The 24,518-nt window shown below is 71.6% G+C and carries 21 protein-coding genes; 13 read left to right on the top strand and 8 right to left on the bottom strand.

The annotated features are described in order from the left end of the window. Positions 1-70 precede the first annotated feature (70 nt). From AB0946_RS11755 to AB0946_RS11745, 3 genes are read left to right on the top strand one after another with little or no spacing between them, the layout of a single operon-like run. Positions 71-1,417: a ubiquitin-like domain-containing protein gene (locus AB0946_RS11755; protein WP_366760405.1), complete on the top strand. Its 1,347-nt coding sequence runs from the start codon at positions 71-73 to the stop codon at positions 1,415-1,417. 45 nt (positions 1,418-1,462) lie between these two features. Further along, positions 1,463-2,332 (top strand): 16S rRNA (adenine(1518)-N(6)/adenine(1519)-N(6))-dimethyltransferase RsmA, encoded by an 870-nt coding sequence (gene rsmA / locus AB0946_RS11750; RefSeq protein WP_366760404.1) that lies wholly within the window; start codon positions 1,463-1,465, stop codon positions 2,330-2,332. Further along, the gene (locus AB0946_RS11745) at positions 2,329-3,222 is read left to right on the top strand and encodes a 4-(cytidine 5'-diphospho)-2-C-methyl-D-erythritol kinase (RefSeq protein ID WP_366760403.1); all 894 of its coding nucleotides are present in this window, start codon (positions 2,329-2,331) and stop codon (positions 3,220-3,222) included. Before rsmA ends, AB0946_RS11745 begins: the two co-directional genes overlap by 4 nt. Positions 3,223-3,227: 5 nt before the next feature. Here AB0946_RS11745 and AB0946_RS11740 read toward each other — a convergent pair whose 3' ends face one another. Next, positions 3,228-3,818, bottom strand: a complete 591-nt coding sequence (locus tag AB0946_RS11740; RefSeq protein WP_366760402.1) for a Uma2 family endonuclease — start codon at positions 3,816-3,818, stop codon at positions 3,228-3,230. A gap of 182 nt (positions 3,819-4,000) precedes the next feature. Between AB0946_RS11740 and AB0946_RS11735 the strand changes: the two genes are divergently transcribed. The 4 genes from AB0946_RS11735 (at position 4,001) to AB0946_RS11720 (ending at position 10,690) form a co-directional block, all read left to right on the top strand. Continuing rightward, complete coding sequence (locus AB0946_RS11735) at positions 4,001-5,809, top strand: ABC-F family ATP-binding cassette domain-containing protein (protein WP_366760401.1); 1,809 nt, start codon at positions 4,001-4,003, stop codon at positions 5,807-5,809. Between the two features lie 235 nt (positions 5,810-6,044). After that, on the top strand, positions 6,045-7,916 hold the full coding sequence (locus AB0946_RS11730) for a PQQ-binding-like beta-propeller repeat protein (protein ID WP_366760400.1): 1,872 nt from the start codon (positions 6,045-6,047) through the stop codon (positions 7,914-7,916). A 101-nt stretch (positions 7,917-8,017) separates the two neighbouring features. After that, a complete protein-coding gene (locus tag AB0946_RS11725) occupies positions 8,018-9,802 on the top strand; it encodes a PQQ-binding-like beta-propeller repeat protein (protein ID WP_366760399.1) in 1,785 nt (594 codons plus the stop codon). A gap of 159 nt (positions 9,803-9,961) precedes the next feature. Then, positions 9,962-10,690 (top strand): response regulator transcription factor, encoded by a 729-nt coding sequence (locus AB0946_RS11720; RefSeq protein ID WP_366760398.1) that lies wholly within the window; start codon positions 9,962-9,964, stop codon positions 10,688-10,690. 151 nt (positions 10,691-10,841) lie between these two features. On the opposite strand, the gene AB0946_RS11715 is transcribed toward AB0946_RS11720, so the two are convergent. Both AB0946_RS11715 and AB0946_RS11710 read right to left on the bottom strand, forming a co-directional pair. Continuing rightward, positions 10,842-11,195, bottom strand: a complete 354-nt coding sequence (locus AB0946_RS11715) for a hypothetical protein (protein ID WP_366760397.1) — start codon at positions 11,193-11,195, stop codon at positions 10,842-10,844. Positions 11,196-11,215: 20 nt separating this feature from the next. Beyond that, positions 11,216-12,907, bottom strand: a complete 1,692-nt coding sequence (locus AB0946_RS11710; protein WP_366760396.1) for a sodium:solute symporter family protein — start codon at positions 12,905-12,907, stop codon at positions 11,216-11,218. 194 nt (positions 12,908-13,101) lie between these two features. On the opposite strand from AB0946_RS11710, the gene galT reads away from it, so the two are divergent. The 3 genes from galT to galK are packed head-to-tail and all read left to right on the top strand — an operon-like array spanning position 13,102 to position 16,276. Continuing rightward, complete coding sequence (galT, locus tag AB0946_RS11705) at positions 13,102-14,163, top strand: galactose-1-phosphate uridylyltransferase (RefSeq protein ID WP_366760395.1); 1,062 nt, start codon at positions 13,102-13,104, stop codon at positions 14,161-14,163. Continuing rightward, positions 14,160-15,122 carry a UDP-glucose 4-epimerase GalE gene (galE, locus tag AB0946_RS11700; protein ID WP_366760394.1) on the top strand — a complete coding sequence of 321 codons (963 nt, stop codon included), beginning with the start codon at positions 14,160-14,162 and terminating at the stop codon, positions 15,120-15,122. Before galT ends, galE begins: the two co-directional genes overlap by 4 nt. Further along, positions 15,122-16,276 carry a galactokinase gene (gene galK, locus AB0946_RS11695; RefSeq protein WP_366760393.1) on the top strand — a complete coding sequence of 385 codons (1,155 nt, stop codon included), beginning with the start codon at positions 15,122-15,124 and terminating at the stop codon, positions 16,274-16,276. The genes galE and galK overlap by 1 nt, the downstream gene beginning before the upstream one ends. Positions 16,277-16,283: 7 nt before the next feature. On the opposite strand, the gene AB0946_RS11690 is transcribed toward galK, so the two are convergent. Beyond that, positions 16,284-16,739: an N-acetyltransferase gene (locus AB0946_RS11690; RefSeq protein ID WP_366760695.1), complete on the bottom strand. Its 456-nt coding sequence runs from the start codon at positions 16,737-16,739 to the stop codon at positions 16,284-16,286. Between the two features lie 309 nt (positions 16,740-17,048). On the opposite strand from AB0946_RS11690, the gene AB0946_RS11685 reads away from it, so the two are divergent. Then, positions 17,049-17,816 (top strand): response regulator transcription factor, encoded by a 768-nt coding sequence (locus AB0946_RS11685; protein WP_366760392.1) that lies wholly within the window; start codon positions 17,049-17,051, stop codon positions 17,814-17,816. Here AB0946_RS11685 and tamR read toward each other — a convergent pair. Beyond that, positions 17,775-18,272, bottom strand: a complete 498-nt coding sequence (gene tamR / locus AB0946_RS11680) for a MarR family transcriptional regulator TamR (protein ID WP_171155496.1) — start codon at positions 18,270-18,272, stop codon at positions 17,775-17,777. The genes AB0946_RS11685 and tamR overlap by 42 nt on opposite strands. Before the next feature lie 88 nt (positions 18,273-18,360). Here tamR and AB0946_RS11675 point away from each other — a divergent pair, with 88 nt between their 5' ends. Beyond that, positions 18,361-19,173: a trans-aconitate 2-methyltransferase gene (locus tag AB0946_RS11675; RefSeq protein WP_366760391.1), complete on the top strand. Its 813-nt coding sequence runs from the start codon at positions 18,361-18,363 to the stop codon at positions 19,171-19,173. Positions 19,174-19,205: 32 nt separating this feature from the next. Here the strand turns inward: AB0946_RS11675 and AB0946_RS11670 are convergent, their stop codons facing one another. Both AB0946_RS11670 and AB0946_RS11665 read right to left on the bottom strand, forming a co-directional pair. After that, the gene (locus AB0946_RS11670) at positions 19,206-19,883 is read right to left on the bottom strand and encodes a TetR/AcrR family transcriptional regulator (RefSeq protein ID WP_014673198.1); all 678 of its coding nucleotides are present in this window, start codon (positions 19,881-19,883) and stop codon (positions 19,206-19,208) included. Then, on the bottom strand, positions 19,880-20,887 hold the full coding sequence (locus AB0946_RS11665) for an acyl-CoA desaturase (protein ID WP_366760390.1): 1,008 nt from the start codon (positions 20,885-20,887) through the stop codon (positions 19,880-19,882). Before AB0946_RS11665 ends, AB0946_RS11670 begins: the two co-directional genes overlap by 4 nt. Before the next feature lie 304 nt (positions 20,888-21,191). Here AB0946_RS11665 and ppc point away from each other — a divergent pair, with 304 nt between their 5' ends. Next, entirely contained in the window at positions 21,192-23,924 is a 2,733-nt protein-coding gene (gene ppc, locus AB0946_RS11660; protein ID WP_366760389.1) for a phosphoenolpyruvate carboxylase, read from the top strand. Positions 23,925-23,992: 68 nt separating this feature from the next. On the opposite strand, the gene AB0946_RS11655 is transcribed toward ppc, so the two are convergent. Beyond that, positions 23,993-24,499 carry a hypothetical protein gene (locus AB0946_RS11655; RefSeq protein ID WP_366760387.1) on the bottom strand — a complete coding sequence of 169 codons (507 nt, stop codon included), beginning with the start codon at positions 24,497-24,499 and terminating at the stop codon, positions 23,993-23,995. Positions 24,500-24,518 lie beyond the last annotated feature (19 nt).

Here is a 24,518-nt window from a genome sequence, read left to right as displayed (position 1 = left end):
GAGAGTGACCGACGCTCCGCTAGGTTCTGGGGGCCCGATCCGGACCCCCTGGCCCCTGGAGCGTGTCGGCGTGAGCACGTCGCCGTACGAGACGTACGACCCCTACGGCCCTGACGCCTCCGTCCATACCGCGGAGACGCTGCCGTACGGCATCCATGAGGACACCTACCGGCCCGCCTACGAGGCCGAGGCGTACTTCGTCACCGAGCCGGCGCCGCCGCTGCCCCGGCAGACGCCGGCCCCCGAGGCCGAGGTGTCCGAGGAGGCCGAGGAGACCGGCGGGCGGGTCCCGCGCCGGCGCCGGACGCGTTACGGCGAGCGTCCGGACTCCACCGTGCGCCGCCTACTGCCGCAGGCGCTGGTCGTGGCCTTCCTGGCCGGCGGCACCACCGCCTTCGTCGCCAACGACAAGGCGGTCGAGCTGAGCGTCGACGGCAGACAGCGCAGCCTGCACACGTTCGCCGACGACGTGAGCGAACTGCTCGCCGAGGAGGGCGTACGCGTGGGGACGCACGACACGATCGCGCCCGCCTCCGGCACGGCGCTCTCCAGCGGCGACGCGGTCGCGGTCCGGTACGGGCGCCCGGTGCGGCTCACCCTGGACGGCCGCCGGCGCGAGGTGTGGACGACGGCGCGCACGGTGGAGGGCGCGCTGGACGAGCTGGGGGTGCGCGCCGAGGGCGCGTATCTGTCCACTTCCCGCTCCCGGCACATCGGACGCGCGGGGCTCGCGCTCGACGTGCGCACCGAACGCGCGGTCACGGTCCTGGCCGACGGCCGGACCCGCACCATCCGCACCAACGCGGCCACCGTCCGGGAAGCGGTCGAGGAGGCCGGGATCACGCTGCGCGGCCAGGACACCACCTCCGTCCCGCCGGACAGCTTCCCGCGCGACGGGCAGACGGTGACCGTGCTGCGGGTGAGCAGCACCCGGGAGATCCACGAGGAGCAGATCCCGTTCGCCGTCGAGCGGACCGCGGACCCCACGGTCTTCCGGGGCACCGAGGTCGTCGCGCGGCCCGGACAGCCCGGACTGCGCCGGACCACCTATCACGTGCGCACCGTCAACGGCGTACGGCAGAGGCCGCGCCCCGAGAGGTCGGAGGTGGTGCGCGAGCCGCGCACACAGGTGATCAAGGTGGGCACCAAGCCCCGGCCGCCCTCCGTGAGCGGCGCCGACGGCCTGAACTGGCGGGCGCTCGCCGCCTGCGAGTCCAGCGGCCGGCCCGACGCGGTCGACCCCTCCGGGACGTACGGCGGGCTGTACCAGTTCGACACCCGCACCTGGCAGAGCCTCGGCGGCAAGGGCCGCCCCCAGGACGCCTCGGCGGAGGAACAGACGTACCGGGCGAAGAAGCTGTACATCCGGCGGGGGGCGAGCCCGTGGCCGCACTGCGGGATGAGGCTGAAGGGGTAGGAGCACCTGGCAACCCGGCCCGGTGCGGCCCCGTACCCTTGTCCCGTGAGCAGCCCCACCCCCGATTCCCTCCTCGGCCCCGCCGACATCCGCGAACTCGCGGCGGCGCTCGGTGTCCGTCCCACCAAGCAGCGCGGCCAGAACTTCGTGATCGACGCGAACACGGTCCGCCGTATCGTCCGTACCGCCGAGGTCGGCCCCGACGACGTGGTCGTCGAGGTCGGGCCGGGGCTCGGCTCGCTCACCCTCGCGCTGCTGGAGACCGCCGACCGCGTCACCGCCGTGGAGATCGACGACGTCCTCGCCGCCGCCCTCCCCGCCACCATCACCGCGCGCATGCCGGACCGCGCCGACCGCTTCGCGCTGGTCCACTCCGACGCCATGCACGTCACCGAACTGCCCGGACCCGCGCCGACGGCCCTGGTGGCCAACCTGCCGTACAACGTCGCCGTCCCCGTGCTGCTGCACATGCTCGACACCTTCCCGAGCATCGAGCGGACGCTGGTGATGGTGCAGTCCGAGGTCGCCGACCGGCTCGCCGCCGCACCGGGCAACAAGGTGTACGGCGTGCCGTCCGTGAAGGCCAACTGGTACGCCGACGTCAAGCGGGCCGGGGCCATCGGGCGCAACGTCTTCTGGCCCGCGCCGAACGTCGACAGCGGGCTGGTGTCCCTGGTGCGGCGGACCGAGCCGGTCAGGACCACCGCCTCCAAGGCCGAGGTCTTCGCCGTAGTCGACGCGGCCTTCGCCCAGCGCCGCAAGACCCTGCGGGCCGCGCTCGCCGGCTGGGCCGGGTCCGCGGCGGCGGCCGAGGCGGCCCTGGTCGCGGCCGGGGTCTCGCCGCAGGCACGCGGGGAGTCGCTGACGGTTCAGGAGTTCGCGCGGATCGCCGAGCACAAGGAGGCGGGCGCGTGAGCGTCACGGTCCGGGTCCCGGCCAAGGTCAACGTCCAGCTCGCGGTCGGCGCCGCCCGCCCCGACGGCTTCCACGACCTCGCCAACGTCTTCCTCGCCGTCGGGCTGTACGACGAGGTCACGGTGACCCCCGCGGACGAGCTCCGGATCACCTGCGAGGGCCCCGACGCCGCCCAGGTCCCGCTGGACCGCACCAACCTCGCCGCGCGCGCCGCGATCGCGCTCGCCGCGCGCCGGGGGATCGAACCGAACGTCCACGTCCACATCGCCAAGGACATCCCGGTCGCCGGTGGCATGGCGGGCGGCAGCGCGGACGGCGCCGGCGCGCTGCTCGCCTGCGACCGGCTGTGGGGCACGGGTGCCTCGCGTGCCGAGCTGCTCTCGATCTGCGCCGAGCTGGGCAGTGACGTGCCGTTCAGCCTGGTCGGGGGCGTGGCGCTCGGGGTGGGGCGGGGTGAGCGGCTGACCGCCCTGGAGGTCGGCGGCACCTTCCACTGGGTCTTCGCGATGGCGGAGCGGGGCCTGTCGACGCCGGCGGTGTTCCGCGAGTTCGACCGGCTGGCCGAAGGGCGTCGGATCCCGGAGCCGGTGGCCTCGGCGGAGCTGGTGGCGGCGCTGGCGAAGGGGGACGCCGAGGCGCTGGCCGCGTCCGTCTCCAACGATCTCCAGCCGGCCGCGCTGTCCCTCTTCCCGGAGCTGGCGGACACCCTGGAGTCGGGGCGCGGGGCGGGTGCGCTGGCCGCGCTGGTCTCGGGTTCCGGGCCTACGACTGCTTTCCTCGCGCGGGACGCCGGGTCGGCGGAGAAGGTGGCCGAGGCCCTGCGGGCGTCGGGCACGTGCAGGTCGGTGCGGGTGGCGGCGGGGCCTGTGGCGGGGGCGACGGTGCTCTGAGGGGGTCAGAGGTTGTCGATGGCGGTCAGATCAATGTCGATGGGGTAAGGCCTGTCGACCTTGATGCGGTCCCGGTGGATGCCGGCCGACTGGTACATGCCCGTCTCCTCCGACAGCTCGAAGACCTCCACGGCGGGGTACTCGTCCGGCTCGGCCATCTCGACCAGCCAGTAGTACCGGATGCCCGCCGCGGCGTATTTATGGGTCTTCGTGAGCCGGTCACGGGCCTCGGACTCGGGAGAGATGACTTCGACGGCGAGTACGACGTCCTTCCCCTCGAAGTACGTCTGCCTCGGCCCCTTCTTGGCTGCGGCCCTGATCACGGAGATGTCCGGTTCGGGCCCGTTACGCCTGTCCAGTACCACCGTCATCTCGCGCGCCACCTTGAGGTCCGGCGGCACGGTGCCGCGCAGACCGGCCACCAGCAGGTCGATCGCGGCGAAGTGGAAGTAACGCTGCGGGCTCACCAGGACCAGGCTCCCGTCGATCAACTCGGTGTGCGGCGGGAGATCAGGCAGGGTGAGCAGGTCATCGACGGTGTAGCCGTCCATCGGGGGCATCCGCCATCCCGACTGCTCAGCAGGCTGGGCTGTCATGGTTCCTCCCATGGACAAGATCCTGGTGCCTGCCCTCCACGGTAACGGCAGAGTTCCGATCACGTCATCACAAAGAGTGACAACCCCCTCGCGCCCCGCCCCCACCCCCGCAGGCCCTACGCTAGAAGGCTGACCCACGCGGCGGAGCCGCACACCGTCACAGCCCCGCGCACAGGAGTGAAATGGCCGTCAACCTGGTCAATGTCGAGAACGTCAGCAAGGTGTACGGCACCCGTGCCCTGCTGGACGGTGTCTCGCTCGGTGTGCAGGAAGGGGACCGGATCGGGGTCGTCGGACGCAACGGCGACGGCAAGACCACCCTCATCCGGATGCTCGCCAAGCTGGAGGAGGCCGACACCGGACGGGTCACGCACTCCGGCGGCCTGCGGATCGGCGTGCTCACCCAGCACGACTCCCTCGACCCCGCGGCCACCGTGCGTCACGAGGTCATCGGCGACATGGCCGACCACGAGTGGGCCGGCAACGCCAAGGTCAGGGACGTCCTGACCGGGCTGTTCGGCGGGCTGGACCTGCCGGGCTTCCCGAAGGGGCTGGACACCGTCATCGGCCCGCTGTCCGGTGGCGAGCGGCGCCGGATCGCGCTGGCCAAGCTGCTCATCGAGGAGCAGGACCTGCTCGTCCTGGACGAGCCCACCAACCACCTCGACGTCGAGGGCATCGCCTGGCTCGCCCGGCACCTGCAGAACCGGCGCTCGGCGCTGGTGTGCGTGACGCACGACCGGTGGTTCCTGGACCAGGTGTGCACGCGCATGTGGGACGTGCAGCGCGGTGACGTGTACGAGTACGAGGGCGGCTACTCCGACTACGTCTTCGCCCGCGCCGAGCGCGAGCGGATCGCCGCGACCGAGGAGGTCAAGCGGCAGAACCTGATCCGCAAGGAGCTGGCGTGGCTGCGGCGGGGCGCACCCGCCCGCACCTCCAAGCCGCGCTTCCGCGTGGAGGCCGCCAACGAGCTGATCGCGGACGTGCCCCCGCCCCGGGACAGCAGCGAGCTGATGAAGTTCGCCTCCTCCCGGCTCGGCAGGACCGTCTTCGACCTGGAGGACGTCACCGTGCAGGCCGGGCCGAAGGTGCTGCTCAAGCACGTCACCTGGCAGCTCGGCCCGGGCGACCGGATCGGCCTCGTCGGCGTCAACGGCGCCGGCAAGACCTCGCTGCTGCGCGCGATGGCCGAGGCCGCACGGACCGAGGGCGAGGAGCAGCCCGCCGGTGGCCGCATCGCCGTCGGGAAGACCGTCAAGCTCGCCTACCTCTCCCAGGAGGTCGCCGAACTCGACCCCACCTGGCGGGTGCTGGAGGCCGTGCAGCGGGTCCGGGAGCGCGTCGACCTCGGCAAGGGCCGCGAGATGACGGCCGGGCAGCTGTGCGAGACGTTCGGGTTCGGCAAGGAGAAGCAGTGGACGCCGGTCGGGGACCTCTCCGGCGGTGAGCGGCGGCGGCTGCAGTTGCTGCGGCTCCTCATGGACGAGCCCAACGTCCTCTTCCTGGACGAGCCCACCAACGACCTCGACATCGAGACCCTCACCCAGCTGGAGGACGTCCTCGACGGCTGGCCCGGCTCGATGATCGTCATCTCCCACGACCGGTTCTTCGTGGAGCGGACGACGGACCGGGTGTTCGCCCTGCTCGGCGACGGCACGCTGCGGATGCTGCCGCGCGGCATCGACGAGTACCTGGAGCGGCGGCAGCGGATGGAGGAGGCGGTCGCCGCGCAGACCGCCGCCGCGGCGTCCAAGCCGGTCACGCAGGAGAGGAGCGCGGCCGACCAGCGCGCCGCGAAGAAGGAACTCCAGAAGATCGAGCGCCAGTTGGACAGGATTTCCGAGAAGGAGTCCAGGCTGCACGCCCAGATCGCCGACAACGCCACCGACTTCGCGAAGGTGGCCGAACTCGACGCCCAGTTGCGGGACCTCGCCGGGGAGCGCGAGGAACTGGAGCTGCGCTGGCTGGAACTGGCGGAGGACGCCTGATCCCTGACGCCCGCTCACGCGGGGGGCGCGAGCGCCGCGTGAAGGGGGCGTGAAGGCGCGTAACGACGGCATCACGGGCCGGTCGTCCCTTGGGAACAGGGGAGGACACGGCCCCGTGTGCTGTCTGTACCGGGTGATAGAAAGAGCCGTCTGAGAACAGTCTGAGAACGACCTTGAGTGCGTCACGAACCTCAGGGCGTGGCTAAAAGTCAGTGAACGAGGGGGAAGAGCGCTGATGACTCAGCCGCCCGACCAGCCGCCGCACGGCGCATTCGGCCCACCGCAGGACCAGCCGCCGGGGGACCGACCGCCGCAGGACCAGCCGCCGCAGGCCGGCGGTTTCGGACCGGCCCCGCAGACGCCGCCGGCGCAGGGCGGTTTCGGACCGGCCCCGCAGACGCCGCCGGCCCAGGGCGGTTTCGGCCCGGCCCCGCAGACACCGCCGGCCCAGGGCGGTTTCGGCGCGCCGCAGCCGCCCGCCGGTCCTCCGCAGCAGCCCCCGCCGGGCTACGGCTATCCGCAGCAGCCCCCGCAGCCGGGCCCGTACGGCGCCGCCCCCGGTCCCTACGGCTACCCGCAGCAGCCCGGCCCGTACGGCGCCCCGCAGCCCGGCTACGGCCACCCGCAGCAGCCGCCGTACCCGGGCATGCCCGGCGCCGCGCCCGGCGGGCCCCTCGACGGCAAGCGGGCCTCCCGGAAGAAGACCGCGCTGATCACCGGGTCCGCGGTGGCCGCGCTGCTCGTCATCGGCGGCACGGTGTTCGCGGTCACCGGCGACGGCGACGGCGGCGGCACGAAGAAGCCGGTCGCCCGGCAGAGCGACGACCCCAAGGACTCCGCCACCGCCTCGCCGACCACCTCCGCCGGCGGCGGCGCGGACCCGGAGAACCTCAACGAGGGCCGCCGGCCCGGCGAGGCGAAGGTGCTCTGGTACAAGCCGGCGCCCGACGCCCCGGCCTCCGGCGCCGACGCGCCCGGCATGTGGATCACCGGCGGCACGGCGGTGAAGGCGGCCTACAAGCAGGTCTTCGCCTTCCGCGCCGCGGATGGCGGCACCGCCTGGGGGCCGCTCACCCTCCCGCAGAAGATCTGCGCCGTCACCCCGCAGAAGTCGGCCGACGACAAGATCGTCGTAGCGTACATGAACGGCGGCGGCGACCGCGCCAAGTGCAACCAGCTCCAGCAGCTCGACCTGCGCACCGGTGCGAAGGGCTGGAGCACCGAGGTCGCCGACGGCGGGCTGTTCGACAGCGCGCTCAGTGTCGAACTGACGGTCAGCGGCACGACGCTGATGGTGGGCCGTTCGCAGTCGGGCACCGCGTACGACATCGACAGCGGCAAGAAGCTGTACGACAAGAAGAAGTACGGCGCGGCCTGCTTCCCGGCCGCCTTCGCGGGCGGCACCGGCCGGCTGATCCAGGTCGCCTCCTGCGGCGCCGGCACCGCCAAGGAGCACGAGGAGATCCAGGAACTCGACCCGGCCACCGGCAAGGTGCGCTGGACCCAGGCGCTCAAGAAGGGCTGGGAGGTGACCCGCACCTACTCGGTCGACCCGCTCGTGGTCTACCTGACCAACCGGGACAAGAAGGCCTGGAACATCTCCACGTTCACCGAGGACGGCAAGTTCCGCTCCGAGGTGAAGGTGAACGAGAAGTTCGCCCCCCGCTGCGGCTGGGCCGTCCTCGAACGCGAGCTGCAGGGCTGCCAGGGCGTCGCGGTCGACGCCGGCATGCTCTACCTGCCCACCGACTCCACCGTCAGCGCCAACGAGATCGTCGCGATCAGCCTCTCCGACGGCAAGGCGAAGTGGCGGGTGAAGTCCCCGGTGGACCGGCCGATGGCGCCGGTGAAGGTCGAGGGCGGCAAGCTCGTCGCCTATGTGCGGCCGTCGTACGACGCGGGCGGCCAGGTGGTGTCGGTGCCGGTCACCGGCTCCTCCCACAGGGCGACCGGCCTCCTGCGGAACCCGCAGGGCGCCGCCGACGCCGAGGACACCTTCTACGACGGCGTCGTCGACTGGGTCGACGGGCGGTTCTTCATCTCCTCGGGCCGGCTGTCCGGCGACGACGACTCGAAGGAGAAGCTCATGATGGCCTTCGGCAACTGAGCCCGGCGCGCCCCCGGCCGGCCCCCGCGCCGGCCGCGGCCCGTCCTTCCCGAGTCCCGCCCGCCGTACGGCCTTCCGAGCGTCACCGAGGTACCCGCGCCATGACCCAGCCGCCCCAGCCGCCCCCGAACCAGCCCCCCAGCCAGCCAGCCCCCAATCAGCCGCCGGCCCAGCCCCCGCAGCCCCCGCAGCCGGGGTACGGCTATCCGCCGGTCCCGCCCCCGCAGCCCGGTTACGGCTACCCCGGCGCGCAGCAGAACCCGTACGCGCAGCAGCCCCCGGCCCCCACCGCCCCGCAGTTCCACGGCTACGGCGCCCAGCCGCACAACCCCTACGCCCAGCCCACGCAGCCCATGCAGGGCGCGCAGCCGGGTTACGGCCATCCGGGCCAGGGGCAGCCGCCGACCGTGCCGATGGCGCCCCGGCCGGGGGCGGGCGGCGGGCGGAACAACGCCGTGCTGTTCATCGTCGTCGCGGCGGTCGTCGCCATCGCGCTGATCATCGGCGGCGGCGTCTGGTACGCCAGGTCCTCCGGGGACGACGGCAAGCACGGCACCGCGGCCTCCGGCGGCGGCACCGGCGGTCCGGACGACAAGGGCTCCGGGGGCACCGGCGGCGGTGGCGGCAAGGAGAAGGCGCCCGCCGACCCGTCCGCCCGGCTGCTCTTCGGGGTGCCGCTGCCCAAGGCGGACGACACGGTCAGCACCGCGGGCTCGTGGCTGACGGACACGGTGTACGCCAAGAGCGGCATCGCGAAGATCACCGGCTACGACCCGGTGAAGGGCACCGAGCTGTGGACGGTCAAGCTGCCCGGCCCGGTCTGCGCGACCAGCAAGCACGTCGACGAGGACGGCCGGACGGCGATCGCCTTCCAGCCGAGGATGCCGGCGAAGGGCTCGTCCGCGGGGTGCAGCCAGGTCGCCGCGATCGACCTCACCGCGGGGAAGAAACTGTGGACGAAGTCGGTCAAGTCCGGTGACTACCCGATCACCTTCGCCAATGTGACGGTCGCTCAGCACACCGTCGCGGTCGGCGGCACCGACGGCGGCGCCGCGTTCGACATCGAGTCCGGCAAGACGCTGTGGCAGCCGAAGCCGGACGACACCTGCCACGACGAGGGCTACGGCGGCGGGACCCGGCTGGTCGCGGTGCGCAAGTGCGGCGAGTACGACGACCCGCAGCTCAGCATCCAGACCATCGACCCGGTCAGCGGCAAGGTGATCTCCGAGTACAGGATGCCGGACGGTGTCGCGTACGCCTCCGTCGTGTCCACGGACCCGCTGGTGGTCGCGGCCGACGTCGGGCAGAGCGCGGGCGACGGCAGCGGCGTCTCGGACTACTTCTCCATCGACGACAGGACCGGCAAGCTGCTCGCCCGCATCCCGGCGCCCGGCGACACCTACGGGGGCCGCTGCGACGGCACCACCCGCGTCGAGGACTGCCGGCAGATCGTGGCGGGCAACGGCAGGCTGTACCTGATGACCGAGGCGCACGACGGCAAGGGCGAGTACACCCGCACCAACGAGATCGTCGCCTTCGACCTGAGGACCGGCAAGCCGACCGGCCAGCGCGCCGAGGCCGGCGACGGGTACACGCTCTCCCCGCTACGCATGGACGGCGGCAACCTGATCGCCTACAACGCCCCGCCGTACAACAAGGGCGGCCAGGTCGTCAGCATCGACGGCGGCTCGTTCAAGGTGACCAGGCTGCTGGAGAACCCGTCCACCAAGAGCGTGCGGGACTCCGAGGTCAACCTGCTGCCGGAGTACGCCGAGCTCCGCTTCGGCAAGGGCCGGCTGTACATGTCCGCCGTGTTCGCCAAGGAGCGGGACATGTCGTCGTACAGCAAGGAGTACCTCGTGATGGCGTTCGGCACCGACGGCTGATCCACCGGCCTCACCCGAATGAGTGACTTGCCGAGAAGTGCCCCGGATTTCATCGATCCGGGGCACTTCTCATGAAGAGGGGCAGCGCGACGTCGAACAAGCGTGTAGCTTCCGGGGGCATGAAGGGCGGGGGTGCCGGGGGGACTGGGGGGTTGCTCTATGGGAGTGCGGCTCATGGTCGTGGACGACCATCGGCTGCTCGCGGAGGCGCTGGCGTCCGCGCTGAAGCTGCGCGGGCACCGGGTGCTCGCCGCGGCGGCGCCGGCCGCGGGCGCGGCGGACCTCGTGATCGCGCGGGCGCCCGAGGTGTGCCTGCTGGGCACGGCGGCACCGGCCGAGCCGGGGATCTTCGACCCGGTGGTCAAGATCAAGCGGGAGCGTCCGCAGGTGGCGGTGCTGGTGCTGGGCCCGGTGCCGTCACCGCGCGGCATCGCGGCGGCCTTCGCCGCGGGCGCGTCGGGGTACGTACGGCACGACGAGCGGATCGAGGGGGTCGAGCGGGCCATCATGAAGGCCCGCGCCGGGGAGGCGGCGGTGGCTCCGCAACTGCTCCAGGGGGCCTTCGGCGAGCTGCTGAACCCGGCCGCGCAGCCCGATGACGAGGCCCAGCGGCTGCTGGAGATGCTGACGCCGCGGGAGGTGGAGGTGCTGGTGCGGGTGGCCGACGGGGAGGACACGCGGCGGATCGCGGCGGGCATGGGGATCGCACCGAGCACGGCGCGCACGCACGTCCAGCGGGTGCTGATGAAACTGGGCGTGGGCTCCCGCCTGGAGGCGGCGGCCCTGGCAGCCCGAACGGGTCTGCTGGACCGCGCGGGCCCCCTGCGGGGCGCGTCCGCCGGACAGGCACCCTCTGCTGGAGCCGGCGGGGACGCTTGCCCGCGCTGACGGGGTGCCGCCTGCGCCCACCCGTTCCGCCCCGAGCGGCACGACTGCCCGCAGGCCGAGCGGGCATGCCGGCCGACGGCGACTGCACGTGCCCAGGGGCGCGGGGAACCGCGCGACCAGCCCCCCGCGCGCCCGTGGGTGGAGACGGCGCTTACTCGCCCGCCCCCTCCTCCGGCAGACCCTCCGGAGGAAGCGGCGGGGGAGTGGGCCGCAGCTTCAGCCAGGCCAGGAAGAAGATGCCCAGGAGCAGCATGCCGATCCCGGTCCACAGATTGATGTTCACGCCCTCGGCCTTGTCGATCGCGGCCTGCGAGTCGGTGATCCCGGTGATCGTGACGATGACGCCGTAGACCACGAAGAGTCCGCCGATGATGCGCCGCAGGTCGAAGATGCGCGCCGCGGTCGCCGACTTGGTCTCCAGCTCGGAGACCTCCCGCTGGACGTCCTGCTCGGTGTAGTGCAGCGGGCGACGAGCCTGCTCGGGGTGCTCAGGATGCTCGGTCATGGTTCCTCGATCCTCCCGCGTCAGAACGAGAACGGGATGTAGCAGACGGCGGCCAGCGCGACAGCGCCCCAGCCCAGCAGGGCCGGCTTGCGGTACCACGCGTCGTCGCCCTCGGCGGGCGCTTCGGACATGCCGGGGGAGCGGGTGCCGTAGACCAGGCCCTGCAACTCCTCCACCGGCTTCGGCCTGGTGAACAGGGACACCGCGACCATCACCACCGCGCCGGCGACGAAGCCCGCGATGGCGGAGACGAAGTTGGCGCCCTGGTCGGTCGGGATGGAGATGATGTCCTTCTTGTAGAGGACGAAGTAGTTGACCATCGCGGTGACGGTGCCGGCGAGCAGGCCCCAGAAACCGGACTTCGCGGATGCCCGCTTCCAGAACATGCCGACGATGAAGACGACGAACATCGGCACGTTGAAGAAGGAGAACAGCGTCTGGAGGTAGCTCATGATGTTCGAGAACGAGGACGCCAGGAACGCCGTGCCGACGGAGGCGCAGACGCCGATCGCGGTGATCAGCCGGCCGAAGCGGACGTAGTAGCCGTCCTCGCGCCCCCGCACCACGTACTTCGCCCAGATGTCGTTGGTGAACACCGTGTTGAAGGAGGACACGTTGGCCGCCATGCCCGCCATGAAGGCCGCCAGCAGACCGGTGACGGCGATGCCGAGCACACCGTTGGGCAGCAGTTCCTGCATCAGGAAGGGGATCGCGTCGTTGTACTGGTAGCCGGAGCCGGCGGTGCCGAACTTCGGCACGATCGCGGCGGCGACCAGGCCCGGGATCATCACCAGGAAGACGATGAAGATCTTGGGGTAGGCGGCGATGAGCGGGGTGCGCTGGCCCGCCGAGAGGTTCTTCGCCGACAGGGCGCGCTGCACCTCGGCGAAGTTGGTGGTCCAGTAGCCGAAGGAGAGCACGAAACCGAGGCCGAGGACGATGGTCAGCCAGTTCGCGCCGAGCGGGTTGGCGTGCCCGATGCCGGTGCCGCCCCACGCGGTGGTGAAGTCGGCGCCGTGGGTCGCGGTCAGCTTGTGGGTCAGGCCGCCCCAGCCGCCGACCTTCTTCAGGCCGAGGATCGTGATCGGGATGAGCGCGGCCAGGATCACGAAGAACTGGAGGACCTCGTTGTAGATCGCCGAGGACAGGCCGCCCAGGGTGATGTACGCGAGGACGAACGCGCCGGCGACGACGATGGCGACCCACTGCGGCCAGCCGAGCAGGGCCTCGACGACGATCGCGAGGGCGTACAGGTTGACGCCCGCGATCAGGATGGCGGCGAACGCGAACAGGATCGACGCGAGCAGGTGGGCGCCCCGGTCGAAGCGCAGCAGCAGGAACTCGGGGACCGAGCGGACCTTGCTGCCGTAGTAGAAGGGCATCATCACCAGGCCGAGGAAGACCATGGCGGGGATGGCGCCGATCCAGTACCAGTGGACGGTGTAGGCGCCGTACTGGGCGCTGTTCGCGGCCATGCCGAGGATCTCGGTGGCCGCCAGGTTCGCCGAGATGAAGGCGAGGCCGGTGATCCAGGCGGGCAGCGAGCGTCCGGAGAGGAAGAAGTCGAGGCTCGTCTTGACCGAGCGGCGGGCCGCGAAGCCGATGCCCAGGACGACGACGAAGTAGATCGCCAGGATCGTGTAGTCCAGCCAGTTGGTGGGGAGCCGTAGCTCCGCCGCCAGATAGGTGGGGGCGTATGTGGGGGTTTGCATGAGAACTCGCTTCGTTGCGCGAACTGATCCAGAGCGGAACCTACGCCGCCGTGTTCGATATTTGAACACTTCGACTGGTGTTCTTTGTTTGATTGTGATCGACCGAGGTGTTGTGGAGTTGTGGTCTGTTATGTTTGTTTGTGTTGAGTGATTGGGTGCGGACACACCCGTAGGGCCCGAACAAGGAGTCCGGCGTGAAGAAGACCTCGACCCGGCTGGCCGACGGTCGTGAGCTGATCTACTACGACCTGCGGGACGACACCGTGCGCGACGCCGTCGACCGGCGCCCGCTGGACCGTACGGTCACCACGTCCGAGATCCGCCGCGACCCGCTGCTCGGCGACTCGGTCGCCGTGGCCTCGCACCGCCAGGGCCGCACCTACCACCCGCCCGCCGACGAGTGCCCCCTGTGCCCCACCCGCGGCGACCGGCTCAGCGAGATCCCGGACTCCTCCTACGACGTGGTCGTCTTCGAGAACCGGTTCCCCTCCCTCGCCGGCGACTCCGGCCGCTGCGAGGTCGTCTGCTTCACCTCCGACCACGACGCCTCCTTCGCGGACCTGGGCGTCGAACAGGCACGGCTGGTGCTGGACGCGTGGACGGACCGCACGTCGGAGCTGTCGCATCTGCCCTCCGTCGAGCAGGTCTTCTGTTTCGAGAACCGCGGTGCCGAGATCGGTGTGACCCTCGGCCACCCGCACGGGCAGATCTACGCCTACCCCTTCACCACCCCGCGCACCGCGCTGATGTTCCGCTCCCTCGCCGCCCACAAGGAGGCCACCGGCGGGGAGAACCTGTTCGACGCGGTCCTGGAACGGGAACTCGCCGGCGAGCGGGTCGTCCTTGAGGGTGAACACTGGGCGGCCTTCGTGCCGTACGCGGCGCACTGGCCGTACGAGGTCCACCTGTACCCGAGGCGCCGCGTGCCCGACCTGCTCGGGCTGGACGAGGCCGCCCGCACAGAATTCCCCCAGGTCTACCTGGAACTCTTGAGGCGCTTCGACCGGATCTTCGGCGAGGGTGAGCCTCCGACGCCGTACATCTCGGCCTGGCACCAGGCCCCGTTCGGCGCGCTGGAGGAGTTCGACGGTGTCACGCGCGACGACTTCGCGCTCCACCTCGAGCTTTTCACCATCCGCCGTACTTCCGGCAAGCTGAAGTTCCTCGCGGGTTCCGAGTCCGGCATGAGCGTGTTCATCAACGACGTGCCGCCGGAACGCGCGGCCGAGCGACTGCGAGAGGTAGCGAGTTCATGAAGTACCTGGTGACGGGTGGCGCGGGATACGTCGGCAGTGTCGTGGCCCAGCACCTGCTGGAGGCCGGCCACGAGGTCACCGTCCTCGACAACCTCTCCACCGGCTTCCGCGCGGGCGTCCCGGCCGGCGCGGCCTTCATCGAGGGCGACATCCGCGACGCCGCCAAGTGGCTCGACCCGTCCTTCGACGGCGTGCTGCACTTCGCCGCGTTCTCGCAGGTCGGCGAGTCGGTGGTGAAGCCGGAGAAGTACTGGGAGAACAACGTCGGCGGCAGCATGGCCCTGCTCGCCGCGATGCGCGAGGCCGGCGTCCGCAAGCTGGTCTTCTCCTCCACCGCCGCCACCTACGGCGAGCCGGAGCAGGCCCCGATCCCGGAGACCGCTCCGACGCGGCCCACCAGCCCCTACGGCGCCTCCAAGCTCGCCGTCGACCACATGATCACCGGCGAGGCGCACGCGCACGGCCTGGCGGCGGTCTCCCTGCGCTACTTCAACGTGGCCGGCGCGTACGGCGCGTACGGCGAGCGGCACGACCCCGAGTCCCACCTGATCCCGCTGGTCCTCCAGGTCGCCCAGGGCCGCCGCGACGCGATCTCGGTCTTCGGCGACGACTACCCGACCCCCGACGGCACCTGCGTCCGCGACTACATCCACGTCGCCGACCTGGCCGAAGCCCACCTGCTGGCGGTCCGCGCCGCCACCCCGGGCGAGCACCTGATCTGCAACCTCGGCAACGGCAACGGCTTCTCCGTCCGCCAGGTCATCGAGACCGTCCGCGAGGTCACCGGCCACCCGATCCCCGAGGTGGTGGCCCCGCGCCGGGGCGGCGACCCGGCCGTCCTGGTCGCCTCCGCGGACACCGCCCGCGAGAAACTGGGCTGGAACCCGACCCGCGCGGATCTCGCGGGCATCGTCGCGGACGCGTGGGAGTTCGCGCAGAGCATCTCGAAGGAGCACTAGTGGGTGCAGAGCAGGTCGCGGAGCGCTTCACCGAGCTGTACGGGGCCGGACCGGAGGGCGTGTGGGCGGCGCCCGGCCGGGTCAACCTGATCGGTGAGCACACCGACTACAACGACGGCTTCGTCATGCCGTTCGCGCTGCCGCACCAGGCGGTCGCCGCGGTCTCCCGCCGCGACGACGGCGTCCTGCGCCTGCACTCGGAGGACGTCGAGGGCGGGGTCGTGGAGCTGCGGCTGGACGCCCTCGCCCCGGGGACCGACCAGGCGTGGACCGCGTACCCGGCGGGCGTGGTGTGGGCGCTGCGCGAGGCCGGTCACGAGGTGACCGGCGCCGACATCCACCTGTCCTCCACGGTCCCGACGGGCGCGGGCCTGTCCTCGTCGGCCGCGCTGGAGGTCGTGATCGCCCTGGCGCTCAACGACCTGTACGACCTGGGCCTGCAGCGCTGGCGGCTGGCCCGCCTGTGCCAGCGCGCCGAGAACGTCTACGTCGGCGCGCCGACCGGGATCATGGACCAGACGGCGTCGGCCTGCTGCGAGCAGGGCCACGCGCTGTTCCTGGACACCCGTGACCTGTCCCAGCAGCAGATCCCCTTCGACCTCGTGGCCGGGGGCCTGCGCCTGCTGGTGGTCGACACCCAGGTCAAGCACGCCCACAGCGGCGGCGAGTACGGCAAGCGCCGGGCCGGCTGCGAGAAGGGCGCGGCCCTGCTCGGCGTCGACGCCCTGCGGGACATCCCCTACGACGGCCTGGACGCCGCCCTCGCCCGCCTCGGCGACGAGGAGGAGATCGTCCGCCTGGTCCGCCACGTCGTCACGGAGGACGAGCGGGTCGAACGCACCGTCGCCCTCCTGCGTGCCGGCGACACCCGCGCCATCGGCCCGGTCCTCACCGAGGGCCACGCCTCCCTGCGCGACGACTTCCGCATCTCCTGCCCGGAGCTGGACCTGGTCGTCGACACGGCCCTCGCCAACGGCGCCCTGGGCGCCCGCATGACCGGCGGCGGCTTCGGCGGCTCGGCGATCGTCCTGGCGGAGGCGACCGACGTCGACACCCTGACCAAGGCGATCGAAGAGGCGTTCGCCGCGGCGGCCTTCACCCGCCCCCGAGTCTTCGAAGCGGTCCCTTCGGCAGGCGCCCGCCGGCTCGTCTGAATCCGCGTCAGCCCAGTCGCTTCGTCAGTGTGTACTCCGTGATCCCCGGCGGGTAGTCGGGGATCACGCACACCACCTCGTAGCCCTGTTTGCGGTAGAAGTCCGGGGCCTGGAAGTTCCAGGTCTCCAGGCGGGACGCCGTGCAGCCGCGGTCGGTCGCGGCGATGCGTTCGGCCTCCGCCAGCAGGCGGGTGCCGAGGCCCGCGCCGCGGTGTGCCGCGTCCACCCAGAGGTAGGTGACGTGCAGCCAGGTCGTCCAGGTGTGGCCGACCAGGCCGCCCGCCAGGCCGCCCGCGGTGTCCAGTGCCCAGAGGTGGAGGGGTGTCTCGCGTTCGCCGGGCGTGCCGCGCAGCGCGGCCAGGACCGGGGACGCCGCCGTGTTGGTCTCCCGCAGCCGTGCGCGGAGCAGATCACGTCGCTCTTTGTCGACTTCCGCCTCAATACGAAACATGCGGCACACCATAAACGCGCCGGACGGCCAGTTCTGCAATTCGCCTTCCGCTGTGTGCTGCCATCCGTACTCTGTGGAACAGCACCGGTGGGGGCCGGTGCCGCTCAGGGGGCGAGACAGGCGGGTACGGCGCCCGCGGTGGGGGTAGCAGTGTCCGCAACGGCGGCGGCCGTGCGGCGCGCGTCCCCTGTCCGCGGGTGTCGTACCCGCGCCGGTCGTCGTTCTCCGGATCCTTTCCGGGCTTTCCGGGCCAGCCAATTCCGGAGCTTTCCGGACCTTGGGTATCCCCTGCTCCACGCGGAGCCTGGGGAAGGGGGTTACGTGGTTCGCATCCGAGTCCTGGTCGTGGACGACCACCGCATCTTCGCCGAGTCGCTCGCCGCCGCCCTGGCCGCCGAGCCCGACGTCGACGTCTTTGCCGCCGGCAGCGGCCCGGCCGCGCTGCGCTGCCTGGAGCGCGCGGCGGGCGAGGGCCGGCGCTACGACGTCCTGCTGGTCGACGCCGACCTGGGCGGCAGGCTGCCCGGCGCCCGCCCGGCCGTACCGGTGCAGGAGGGCGACGAGGAGGGGCTGGTCGACGGGATCTCGCTGGTCACCGGGGTCCGGGTCGCCCACCCCGCGGTACGGATCGTCGTCCTCGCCGAGAAGGACGACCCGCGCCGCGCCGCCCTCGCGCTCCAGGCCGGGGCATCCGGCTGGGTCGCCAAGGACTGCTCGCTGTCGCGGCTGCTGACGGTGATCCGGGGGGTGCTGCGCGACGAGACGCATCTGCCGCCCGCGCTGCTCACCGGTGTGCTCAAGGAGCTGACGGCGGCGCGCAAGCACCGTACCGAGAGCGAGCGGCTGGTGGAGTCCCTCACCCCGCGCGAGCGGGAGGTGCTGCGCTGCATGGTCGCGGGCCTCGGCCGCAAGGCCGTCGCCGAGCGGCTGTTCCTTTCCCCGCACACCGTCCGCACCCACATGCAGAACGTCCTCGGCAAGCTGGGCGTCCACTCCACGCTGGCCGCCGTCGCGCTGGCGCGGCGGGCCGGGGTGGGACCGGTGGACCTAGCCGGGGATGTTGTCGAACGGGGCGGTCAGCTGGCGTAGCAGGCCGGCCAGTTCGGCGCGCTGGCCGCGGGACAGCTCGGCGAGGATCGCCCGCTCCTGCTCCAGCAGGCCCGCCAGCGCCTGGTCCGCGCGGTCACGGCCCTCGTCGGTCAGCCGGACCAGCACGCCCCGCCGGTCACTGGGGTCGGGCAGCCGCTCGACCAGGCCCTTCTTCGCCAGCCGGTCGATGCGGTTGGTCATCGTGCCCGAGGTGACCAGGGTCTGGGTGAGCAGTTGGCCGGGCGAGAGCTGGTAGGGCGTGCCCGCGCGCCGCAGCGCGGTCAGCACGTCGAACTCCCACGGCTCCAGCTGGTGCTCGGCGAAGGCGAGCCGGCGGGCGCGGTCGAGGTGCCGGGCGAGTCGGCTCACCCGGCTGAGCACTTCCAGCGGCTCCACGTCGAGGTCCGGGCGCTCCCGGCGCCACGCTGCGACCAGCCGATCGACCTCGTCCTCCATGGAGATCAGTGTAGTGGTTGTGTCGATGTGAAGTCTCTTGATGTCGAGTCTCTTGACATCGAGAGAAAGCGGCGGGGAAAGTGGGGCCATGACGACGCCGAGCTGGGACCCCGCCCAGTACCTCCGCCACGCCGGGCACCGGGCCCGGCCCTTCGCCGACCTCCTCGCCCGCATCCCGAGCCTGCCCGGCGACGCACCCCGCATCGCCGACCTCGGCTGCGGCCCCGGCAACGTCACCGTCCTGCTCGCCGACCGCTGGCCCACCGCCCGCATCACCGGCTACGACAACTCGCCGGAGATGCTCGACAAGGCCCACGTCGACCACGAGGGGCCCACGGCCGGGGGCGGCCTGCTTGACTTCGCCCACGCCGACGTGCGGACCTGGACGCCCACGGAGCCGTACGACCTGATCGTCTCCAACGCCACCCTCCAGTGGGTGCCGGGCCACGCCGACCGCTTCCCCGACTGGATCGCCGCCCTGCGCCCCGGCGGCACCCTCGCCTTCCAGGTCCCGGACAACGTCGACGCCCCGCTGCACGCCCTCATGCGCGACCTGGCCGGCACGCCCCGCTGGCGCGACCGCCTCGCCGGCGTCCTGCGCCGCACCGACTCCGTGCACGCCCCCGGCACCTACCTGGACCGCCTCACCCGCCTGGGCTGCACGGCCGACGTGTGGCAGACGACGTACCTCCACGTCCTGACCGGCCCGGACCCGGTGCTCGACTGGGTCAAGGGCACCGGCCTGCGGCCCGCCCTGACCGCCCTCGCCGACGAGCCCGACGCCCGCGACGCGTTCCTCGCCGAGTACCGCGACCTGCTCCGCGAGGCCTACCCGAGCGCCCCCTACGGCACCGTCCTGCCGTTCCGCCGGCTGTTCGTCGTCGCGCAGAAGCCGGCGTAGGAGCACGGGCAGGGGCAGGGCAGGGGCAGGCGTCAGGACTTGCGGTGCCCTATCAGGCGCGGCTTCTGCTCCAGCCCGTCCAGGCCGTGCCACGCCAGGTTCACCAGATGGGCCGCCACCTCCGCCTTCTTCGGACGGCGCACGTCCAGCCACCACTGGCCGGTCAGCGCGACCATGCCGACCAGCGCCTGGGCGTACAGCGGGGCGAGCTTGGGATCGAAGCCGCGCGACTTGAACTCGCGGCCCAGGATGTCCTCCACCTGCGTGGCGATGTCCGAGATGAGCGAGGCGAAGGAACCCGTCGACTGGGGGATCGGGGAGTCGCGGACCAGGATGCGGAAACCGTCCGTGTACTCCTCGATGTAGTCCAGGAGCGCGAACGCCGCCTGCTCGCACAGCTCACGCGGGTGGCCGGCCGTCAGCGAACTGGTGACCATGTCCAGCAGGCGCCGCATCTCGCGGTCCACCACCACCGCGTACAGCCCCTCCTTGCCGCCGAAGTGCTCGTACACCACCGGCTTGGACACCCCGGCCTTCGCCGCGATCTCCTCCACCGACGTGCCCTCGAAACCCTTGGCGGCGAAGAGGGTGCGACCGATCTCCAGCAGCTGCTGGCGGCGCTCGGCACCGGTCATACGCGTCCGGCGGGTCCGCCGCTGCTTGTCGTTGCCTGAGGTGCTGCTGGAGTCGGTCGCCACGGCGTCAATCATGCCGCCTCGGCCGTCTCCCTCCCGCGCCGGGAGCCGCCTTCCCCGGTGTGACGCCGCGAATCGATACGCGAGCGTGACGGCCAGCGCACGTCGTACGCCCAGCCGAGCAGCTCGAAGAACCTGATGAACCGGGCGGAGGAGTCGATCTGGCCGCGCATCACGCCGTGCCGCGCCGACGTCGGGTCGGCGTGGTGCAGGTTGTGCCAGGACTCCCCGCAGGACAGCACCGCCAGCCACCACACGTTGCCCGAACGGTCCCGCGACCTGAACGGCCGCTTGCCGACCGCGTGGCAGATGGAGTTGATCGACCAGGTCACGTGGTGCAGCAGCGCCACCCGGACGAGTGATCCCCAGAAGAACGCCGTGAACGCGCCCCACCAGGACATCGTCACCAGACCGCCGATCAGCGGCGGCAGCAGCAGCGACACGATCGTCCACAGGACGAACAGACGGGAGATCGTCCGGATCGCCGGGTCCTTGATCAGATCCGGCGCGTACTTGTCCTGCGGCGTCTGCTCCTCGTCGAACATCCAGCCGATGTGCGCCCACCACAGGCCCTTCATCAGCGCCGGAACCGTCTCGCCGAACCGCCACGGCGAGTGCGGATCGCCCTCCGCGTCGGAGAACTTGTGATGCTTGCGGTGATCGGCCACCCAGCGCACCAGCGGCCCCTCGACCGCCAGCGAACCCATGATCGCGAGCGCGATCCGCAGCGGCCGCTTCGCCTTGAACGAACCGTGGGTGAAGTACCGGTGGAAACCGATCGTGATGCCGTGGCACCCCAGGAAGTAGAAGAAGACCAGCAGGCCCATGTCGAGCCAGCTCACCCCCCAGCCCCAGGCCAGCGGCACGGCCGCCACCAGCGCCAGGAACGGCACGGTGATGAACAGGAGCAGCGTGATCTGCTCGATCGAACGCTTCTGCTCGCCGCCCAGCGTGGCGGAGGGAGGGGGTGTGTCGGTGGCCTTACGGGCTTCTTCGATCACATCGGAACTTGAGGTCATGCGCGTCCCCTGTGGGGTCGATGGTCGAGGCAGATGCCGGGCACCCGGGACCGTACGGGACTCTGCGGTGCTTCCCTACGGTTCCGTAACCTACGGCATCGTAAGTATGGCAGCGTGTCGTGCGGCGGCAAGAGCCCCAGACCCTGCGCGTCCACATGGCCACCTATCCTTGGACTCGGTCGGACAGCGCGGTCCGCTGAAGTTTCCTTCCCGGACCCTCCGGCCCGTATGCGGCACCCGCCGTGTGTGGCAGCCGGCCGGGTTCCCTCCCAGACGAGCTTCAACACTGCAAGGAGCCGCACCTGTGAGCAGTGCCGACGACCAGACCACCACGACCAGCAGCGAGCTGCGCGCCGACATCCGCCGGCTGGGTGATCTCCTGGGGGAGACCCTCGTCCGGCAGGAAGGCCCCGAACTCCTGGAACTGGTCGAGAAGGTCCGCCGCCTCACCCGCGAAGACGGTGACGCCGCCGCCGAGCTGCTGCGCGGCACCGAACTGGAGACCGCGGCCAAGCTGGTCCGCGCCTTCTCCACCTACTTCCACCTCGCCAACATCACCGAACAGGTGCACCGCGGCCGCGAACTGCGCGCTCGGCGCGCCGCCGAGGGCGGTCTGCTCGCCCGCACGGCCGACCGGCTCAAGGACGCCGACCCCGAGCACCTGCGGCAGACCGTCCAGAACCTCAACGTCCGCCCGGTCTTCACCGCCCACCCCACCGAGGCCGCGCGCCGCTCCGTCCTCAACAAGCTCCGGCGCATCGCCGCGCTCCTGGACACCCCCGTCCTCGAATCCGACCGCCGCCGCCACGACGTCCGCCTCGCCGAGAACATCGACCTCGTCTGGCAGACCGACGAGCTGCGCGTCGTACGCCCCGAACCCGCGGACGAGGCCCGCAACGCGATCTACTACCTGGACGAGCTGCACGCCGACGCCGTCGGAGACGTCCTGGAGGACCTGACCGCCGAACTGGAGCGCGTCGGCGTCAAGCTCCCCGACGACACCCGCCCCCTCACCTTCGGCACCTGGATCGGCGGCGACCGCGACGGCAACCCCAACGTCACCCCCCAGGTCACCTGGGACGTCCTCATCCTCCAGCACGAACACGGCATCAACGACGCCCTGGAGATGATCGACGAGCTGCGCGGACTGCTCTCCAACTCCATCCGCTACACCGGCGCCACCGAGGAACTCCTCGACTCCCTCAAGACCGACCTCGACCTGCTCCCCGAGATCAGCCCCCGCTACAAGCGCCTCAACGCCGAGGAGCCCTACCGGCTCAAGGCCACCTGCATCCGGCAGAAGCTGGAGAACACCAAGCAGCGCCTCGCCAAGGGCACCCCGCACGAGGAAGGCCGCGACTACCTCGGCACCGGCGAACTGCTGAAGGACCTGCGCCTCATCCAGGCCTCCCTGCGCCGGCACCGCGGCGGCCTGTTCGCCGACGGCCGCCTCGCCCGCACCATCCGCACCCTCGCCGCCTTCGGCCTCCAGCTCGCCACCATGGACGTCCGCGAACACGCCGACGCCCACCACCACGCCCTCGGCCAGCTCTTCGACCGGCTCGGCGAGGAGTCCTGGTGCTACGCCGACATGCCCCGCGAGTACCGGGCCAAGCTCCTCGCCAAGGAACTGCGCTCCAGAAGGCCGCTCGCCCCCACCCCGGCCCCCGTCGACGCCGCCGGGCAGAAGACCCTCGGCGTCTTCCAGACCGTCAAGCGCGCCCTGGAGGTCTTCGGCCCCGAGGTCGTCGAGTCCTACATCATCTCCATGTGCCAGGGCGCCGACGACGTCTTCGCCGCCGCCGTCCTCGCCCGCGAGGCCGGCCTGCTCGACCTGCACGCCGGCTGGGCCAAGATCGGCATCGTGCCCCTCCTGGAGACCACCGACGAGCTGAAGGCCGCCGACACCATCCTCGAGGACATGCTCTCCGACCCGTCCTACCGGCGCCTGGTCGCGCTGCGCGGCGACGTCCAGGAGGTCATGCTCGGCTACTCCGACTCCTCCAAGTTCGGCGGCATCACCACCAGCCAGTGGGAGATCCACCGCGCCCAGCGCCGGCTGCGCGACGTCGCCCACCGCTACGGCGTACGCCTGCGCCTCTTCCACGGCCGCGGCGGCACCGTCGGCCGCGGCGGCGGCCCCTCCCACGACGCCATCCTCGCCCAGCCCTGGGGCACCCTGGAGGGCGAGATCAAGGTGACCGAGCAGGGCGAGGTCATCTCCGACAAGTACCTCATCCCCTCCCTCGCCCGGGAGAACCTGGAACTGACCGTCGCGGCCACCCTCCAGGCCTCCGCGCTGCACACCGCACCCCGCCAGTCCGACGAGGCCCTCGCCCGCTGGGACGCGGCCATGGACGTCGTCTCCGACGCCGCCCACGCCGCCTACCGCCGCCTGGTCGAGGACCCCGACCTGCCGACGTACTTCCTCGCCTCCACGCCCGTCGACCAGCTCGCCGAGCTGCACCTGGGCTCGCGGCCCTCCCGCCGCCCCGGCTCGGGCGTCTCGCTCGACGGTCTGCGCGCCATCCCGTGGGTGTTCGGCTGGACCCAGTCCCGGCAGATCGTGCCCGGCTGGTTCGGCGTCGGCTCCGGCCTCAAGGCGCTGCGGGAAACCGGTCTGGACAGCGTGCTCGGCGAGATGCACGAACAGTGGCACTTCTTCCGCAACTTCATCTCCAACGTCGAGATGACCCTCGCCAAGACGGACCTGCGGATCGCCCAGCACTACGTCGACACCCTCGTCCCCGACGAGCTCAAGCACGTCTTCGACACCATCAAGGCCGAACACGAGCTGACCGTCCGCGAGGTCCTGCGGATCACCGGCGAGCAGGAACTCCTGGACGCCCAGCCGGTCCTCAAGCAGACCTTCGCCATCCGCGACGCCTACCTGGACCCCATCTCCTACCTCCAGGTCACCCTGCTCAAGCGGCAGCGCGACGCCGCCGCGGCCGGCACCGACCCCGACCCGCTGCTCTCCCGCGCCCTGCTCCTGACCGTCAACGGCGTGGCGGCGGGCCTGCGCAACACCGGCTGACCCGCCACAAAAAGGGGTGCCCCCGAGGTCGTACGACCCCGGGGGCACCCCCTTTTTTCCGCTCACTCTCACTGCAACGCCACGAACGCGGCCGTCAGCAGCGCCGCACCGGACAGCCCCAGCACCCACGCCACCCGGGCCAGCCGCATCCCGCCCGCCACGACCACCGAGGCCAGCAGCAGCGCCCCGCCCAACGGCACCCACGCGTACAGGATGCCCGCCGGACCCGACCGCACCGCCTCACCGGTCCCGGGCTTCAGCACCACGGCGTACGTCGCCCCCGTGCGCACCGCCACCGACTTCTCGATCTCCACGCGCGCACGCGGCCGCGCCCCCGCCGACGCCGGGGCGAACGGGCCCGTACAGGTGTCCCCGGCACACCGCGTCACCGTCACCGAGCCGGACTCACGCCCCTTCGCCAGCATCACGTGCTGGGCGGTCCCCCAGGACCCCCGCACCCCGGCGAACACGATCAGCGCGGCGAGCGCACCCATCGCCGCCACCCGCCCGAACCGCAACGCGGACACGGACGCCTGACGAGCGGTACTGGCTGAGGCAGGCATGGCCGGGATCATTGGCCATATCCCTACGGCC

It is taken from the genome of Streptomyces sp. NPDC046870, assembly GCF_040704595.1.
Taxonomy (GTDB): Bacteria; Actinomycetota; Actinomycetes; order Streptomycetales; family Streptomycetaceae; genus Streptomyces; species Streptomyces argyrophylli.
This window is presented reverse-complemented; position numbering and strand designations above follow the sequence as displayed.

Excerpts from the sequence above, each read along its gene's own strand:
- AB0946_RS11690 (WP_366760695.1), bottom strand. The coding sequence starts at position 16,739 with ATGGTGTGCCGCATGTTTCGTATTGAGGCGGAAGTCGACAAAGAGCGA.
- AB0946_RS11710 (WP_366760396.1), bottom strand. The coding sequence starts at position 12,907 with ATGCAAACCCCCACATACGCCCCCACCTATCTGGCGGCGGAGCTACGG.
- AB0946_RS11735 (WP_366760401.1), top strand. The coding sequence starts at position 4,001 with ATGGCCGTCAACCTGGTCAATGTCGAGAACGTCAGCAAGGTGTACGGC.
- AB0946_RS11725 (WP_366760399.1), top strand. The coding sequence starts at position 8,018 with ATGACCCAGCCGCCCCAGCCGCCCCCGAACCAGCCCCCCAGCCAGCCA.
- AB0946_RS11730 (WP_366760400.1), top strand. The coding sequence starts at position 6,045 with ATGACTCAGCCGCCCGACCAGCCGCCGCACGGCGCATTCGGCCCACCG.
- AB0946_RS11740 (WP_366760402.1), bottom strand. The coding sequence starts at position 3,818 with ATGACAGCCCAGCCTGCTGAGCAGTCGGGATGGCGGATGCCCCCGATG.
- AB0946_RS11670 (WP_014673198.1), bottom strand. The coding sequence starts at position 19,883 with ATGATTGACGCCGTGGCGACCGACTCCAGCAGCACCTCAGGCAACGAC.
- tamR (WP_171155496.1), bottom strand. The coding sequence starts at position 18,272 with ATGGAGGACGAGGTCGATCGGCTGGTCGCAGCGTGGCGCCGGGAGCGC.
- AB0946_RS11720 (WP_366760398.1), top strand. The coding sequence starts at position 9,962 with ATGGGAGTGCGGCTCATGGTCGTGGACGACCATCGGCTGCTCGCGGAG.
- AB0946_RS11715 (WP_366760397.1), bottom strand. The coding sequence starts at position 11,195 with ATGACCGAGCATCCTGAGCACCCCGAGCAGGCTCGTCGCCCGCTGCAC.
- AB0946_RS11665 (WP_366760390.1), bottom strand. The coding sequence starts at position 20,887 with ATGACCTCAAGTTCCGATGTGATCGAAGAAGCCCGTAAGGCCACCGAC.
- AB0946_RS11675 (WP_366760391.1), top strand. The coding sequence starts at position 18,361 with ATGACGACGCCGAGCTGGGACCCCGCCCAGTACCTCCGCCACGCCGGG.
- AB0946_RS11655 (WP_366760387.1), bottom strand. The coding sequence starts at position 24,499 with ATGATCCCGGCCATGCCTGCCTCAGCCAGTACCGCTCGTCAGGCGTCC.
- galE (WP_366760394.1), top strand. The coding sequence starts at position 14,160 with ATGAAGTACCTGGTGACGGGTGGCGCGGGATACGTCGGCAGTGTCGTG.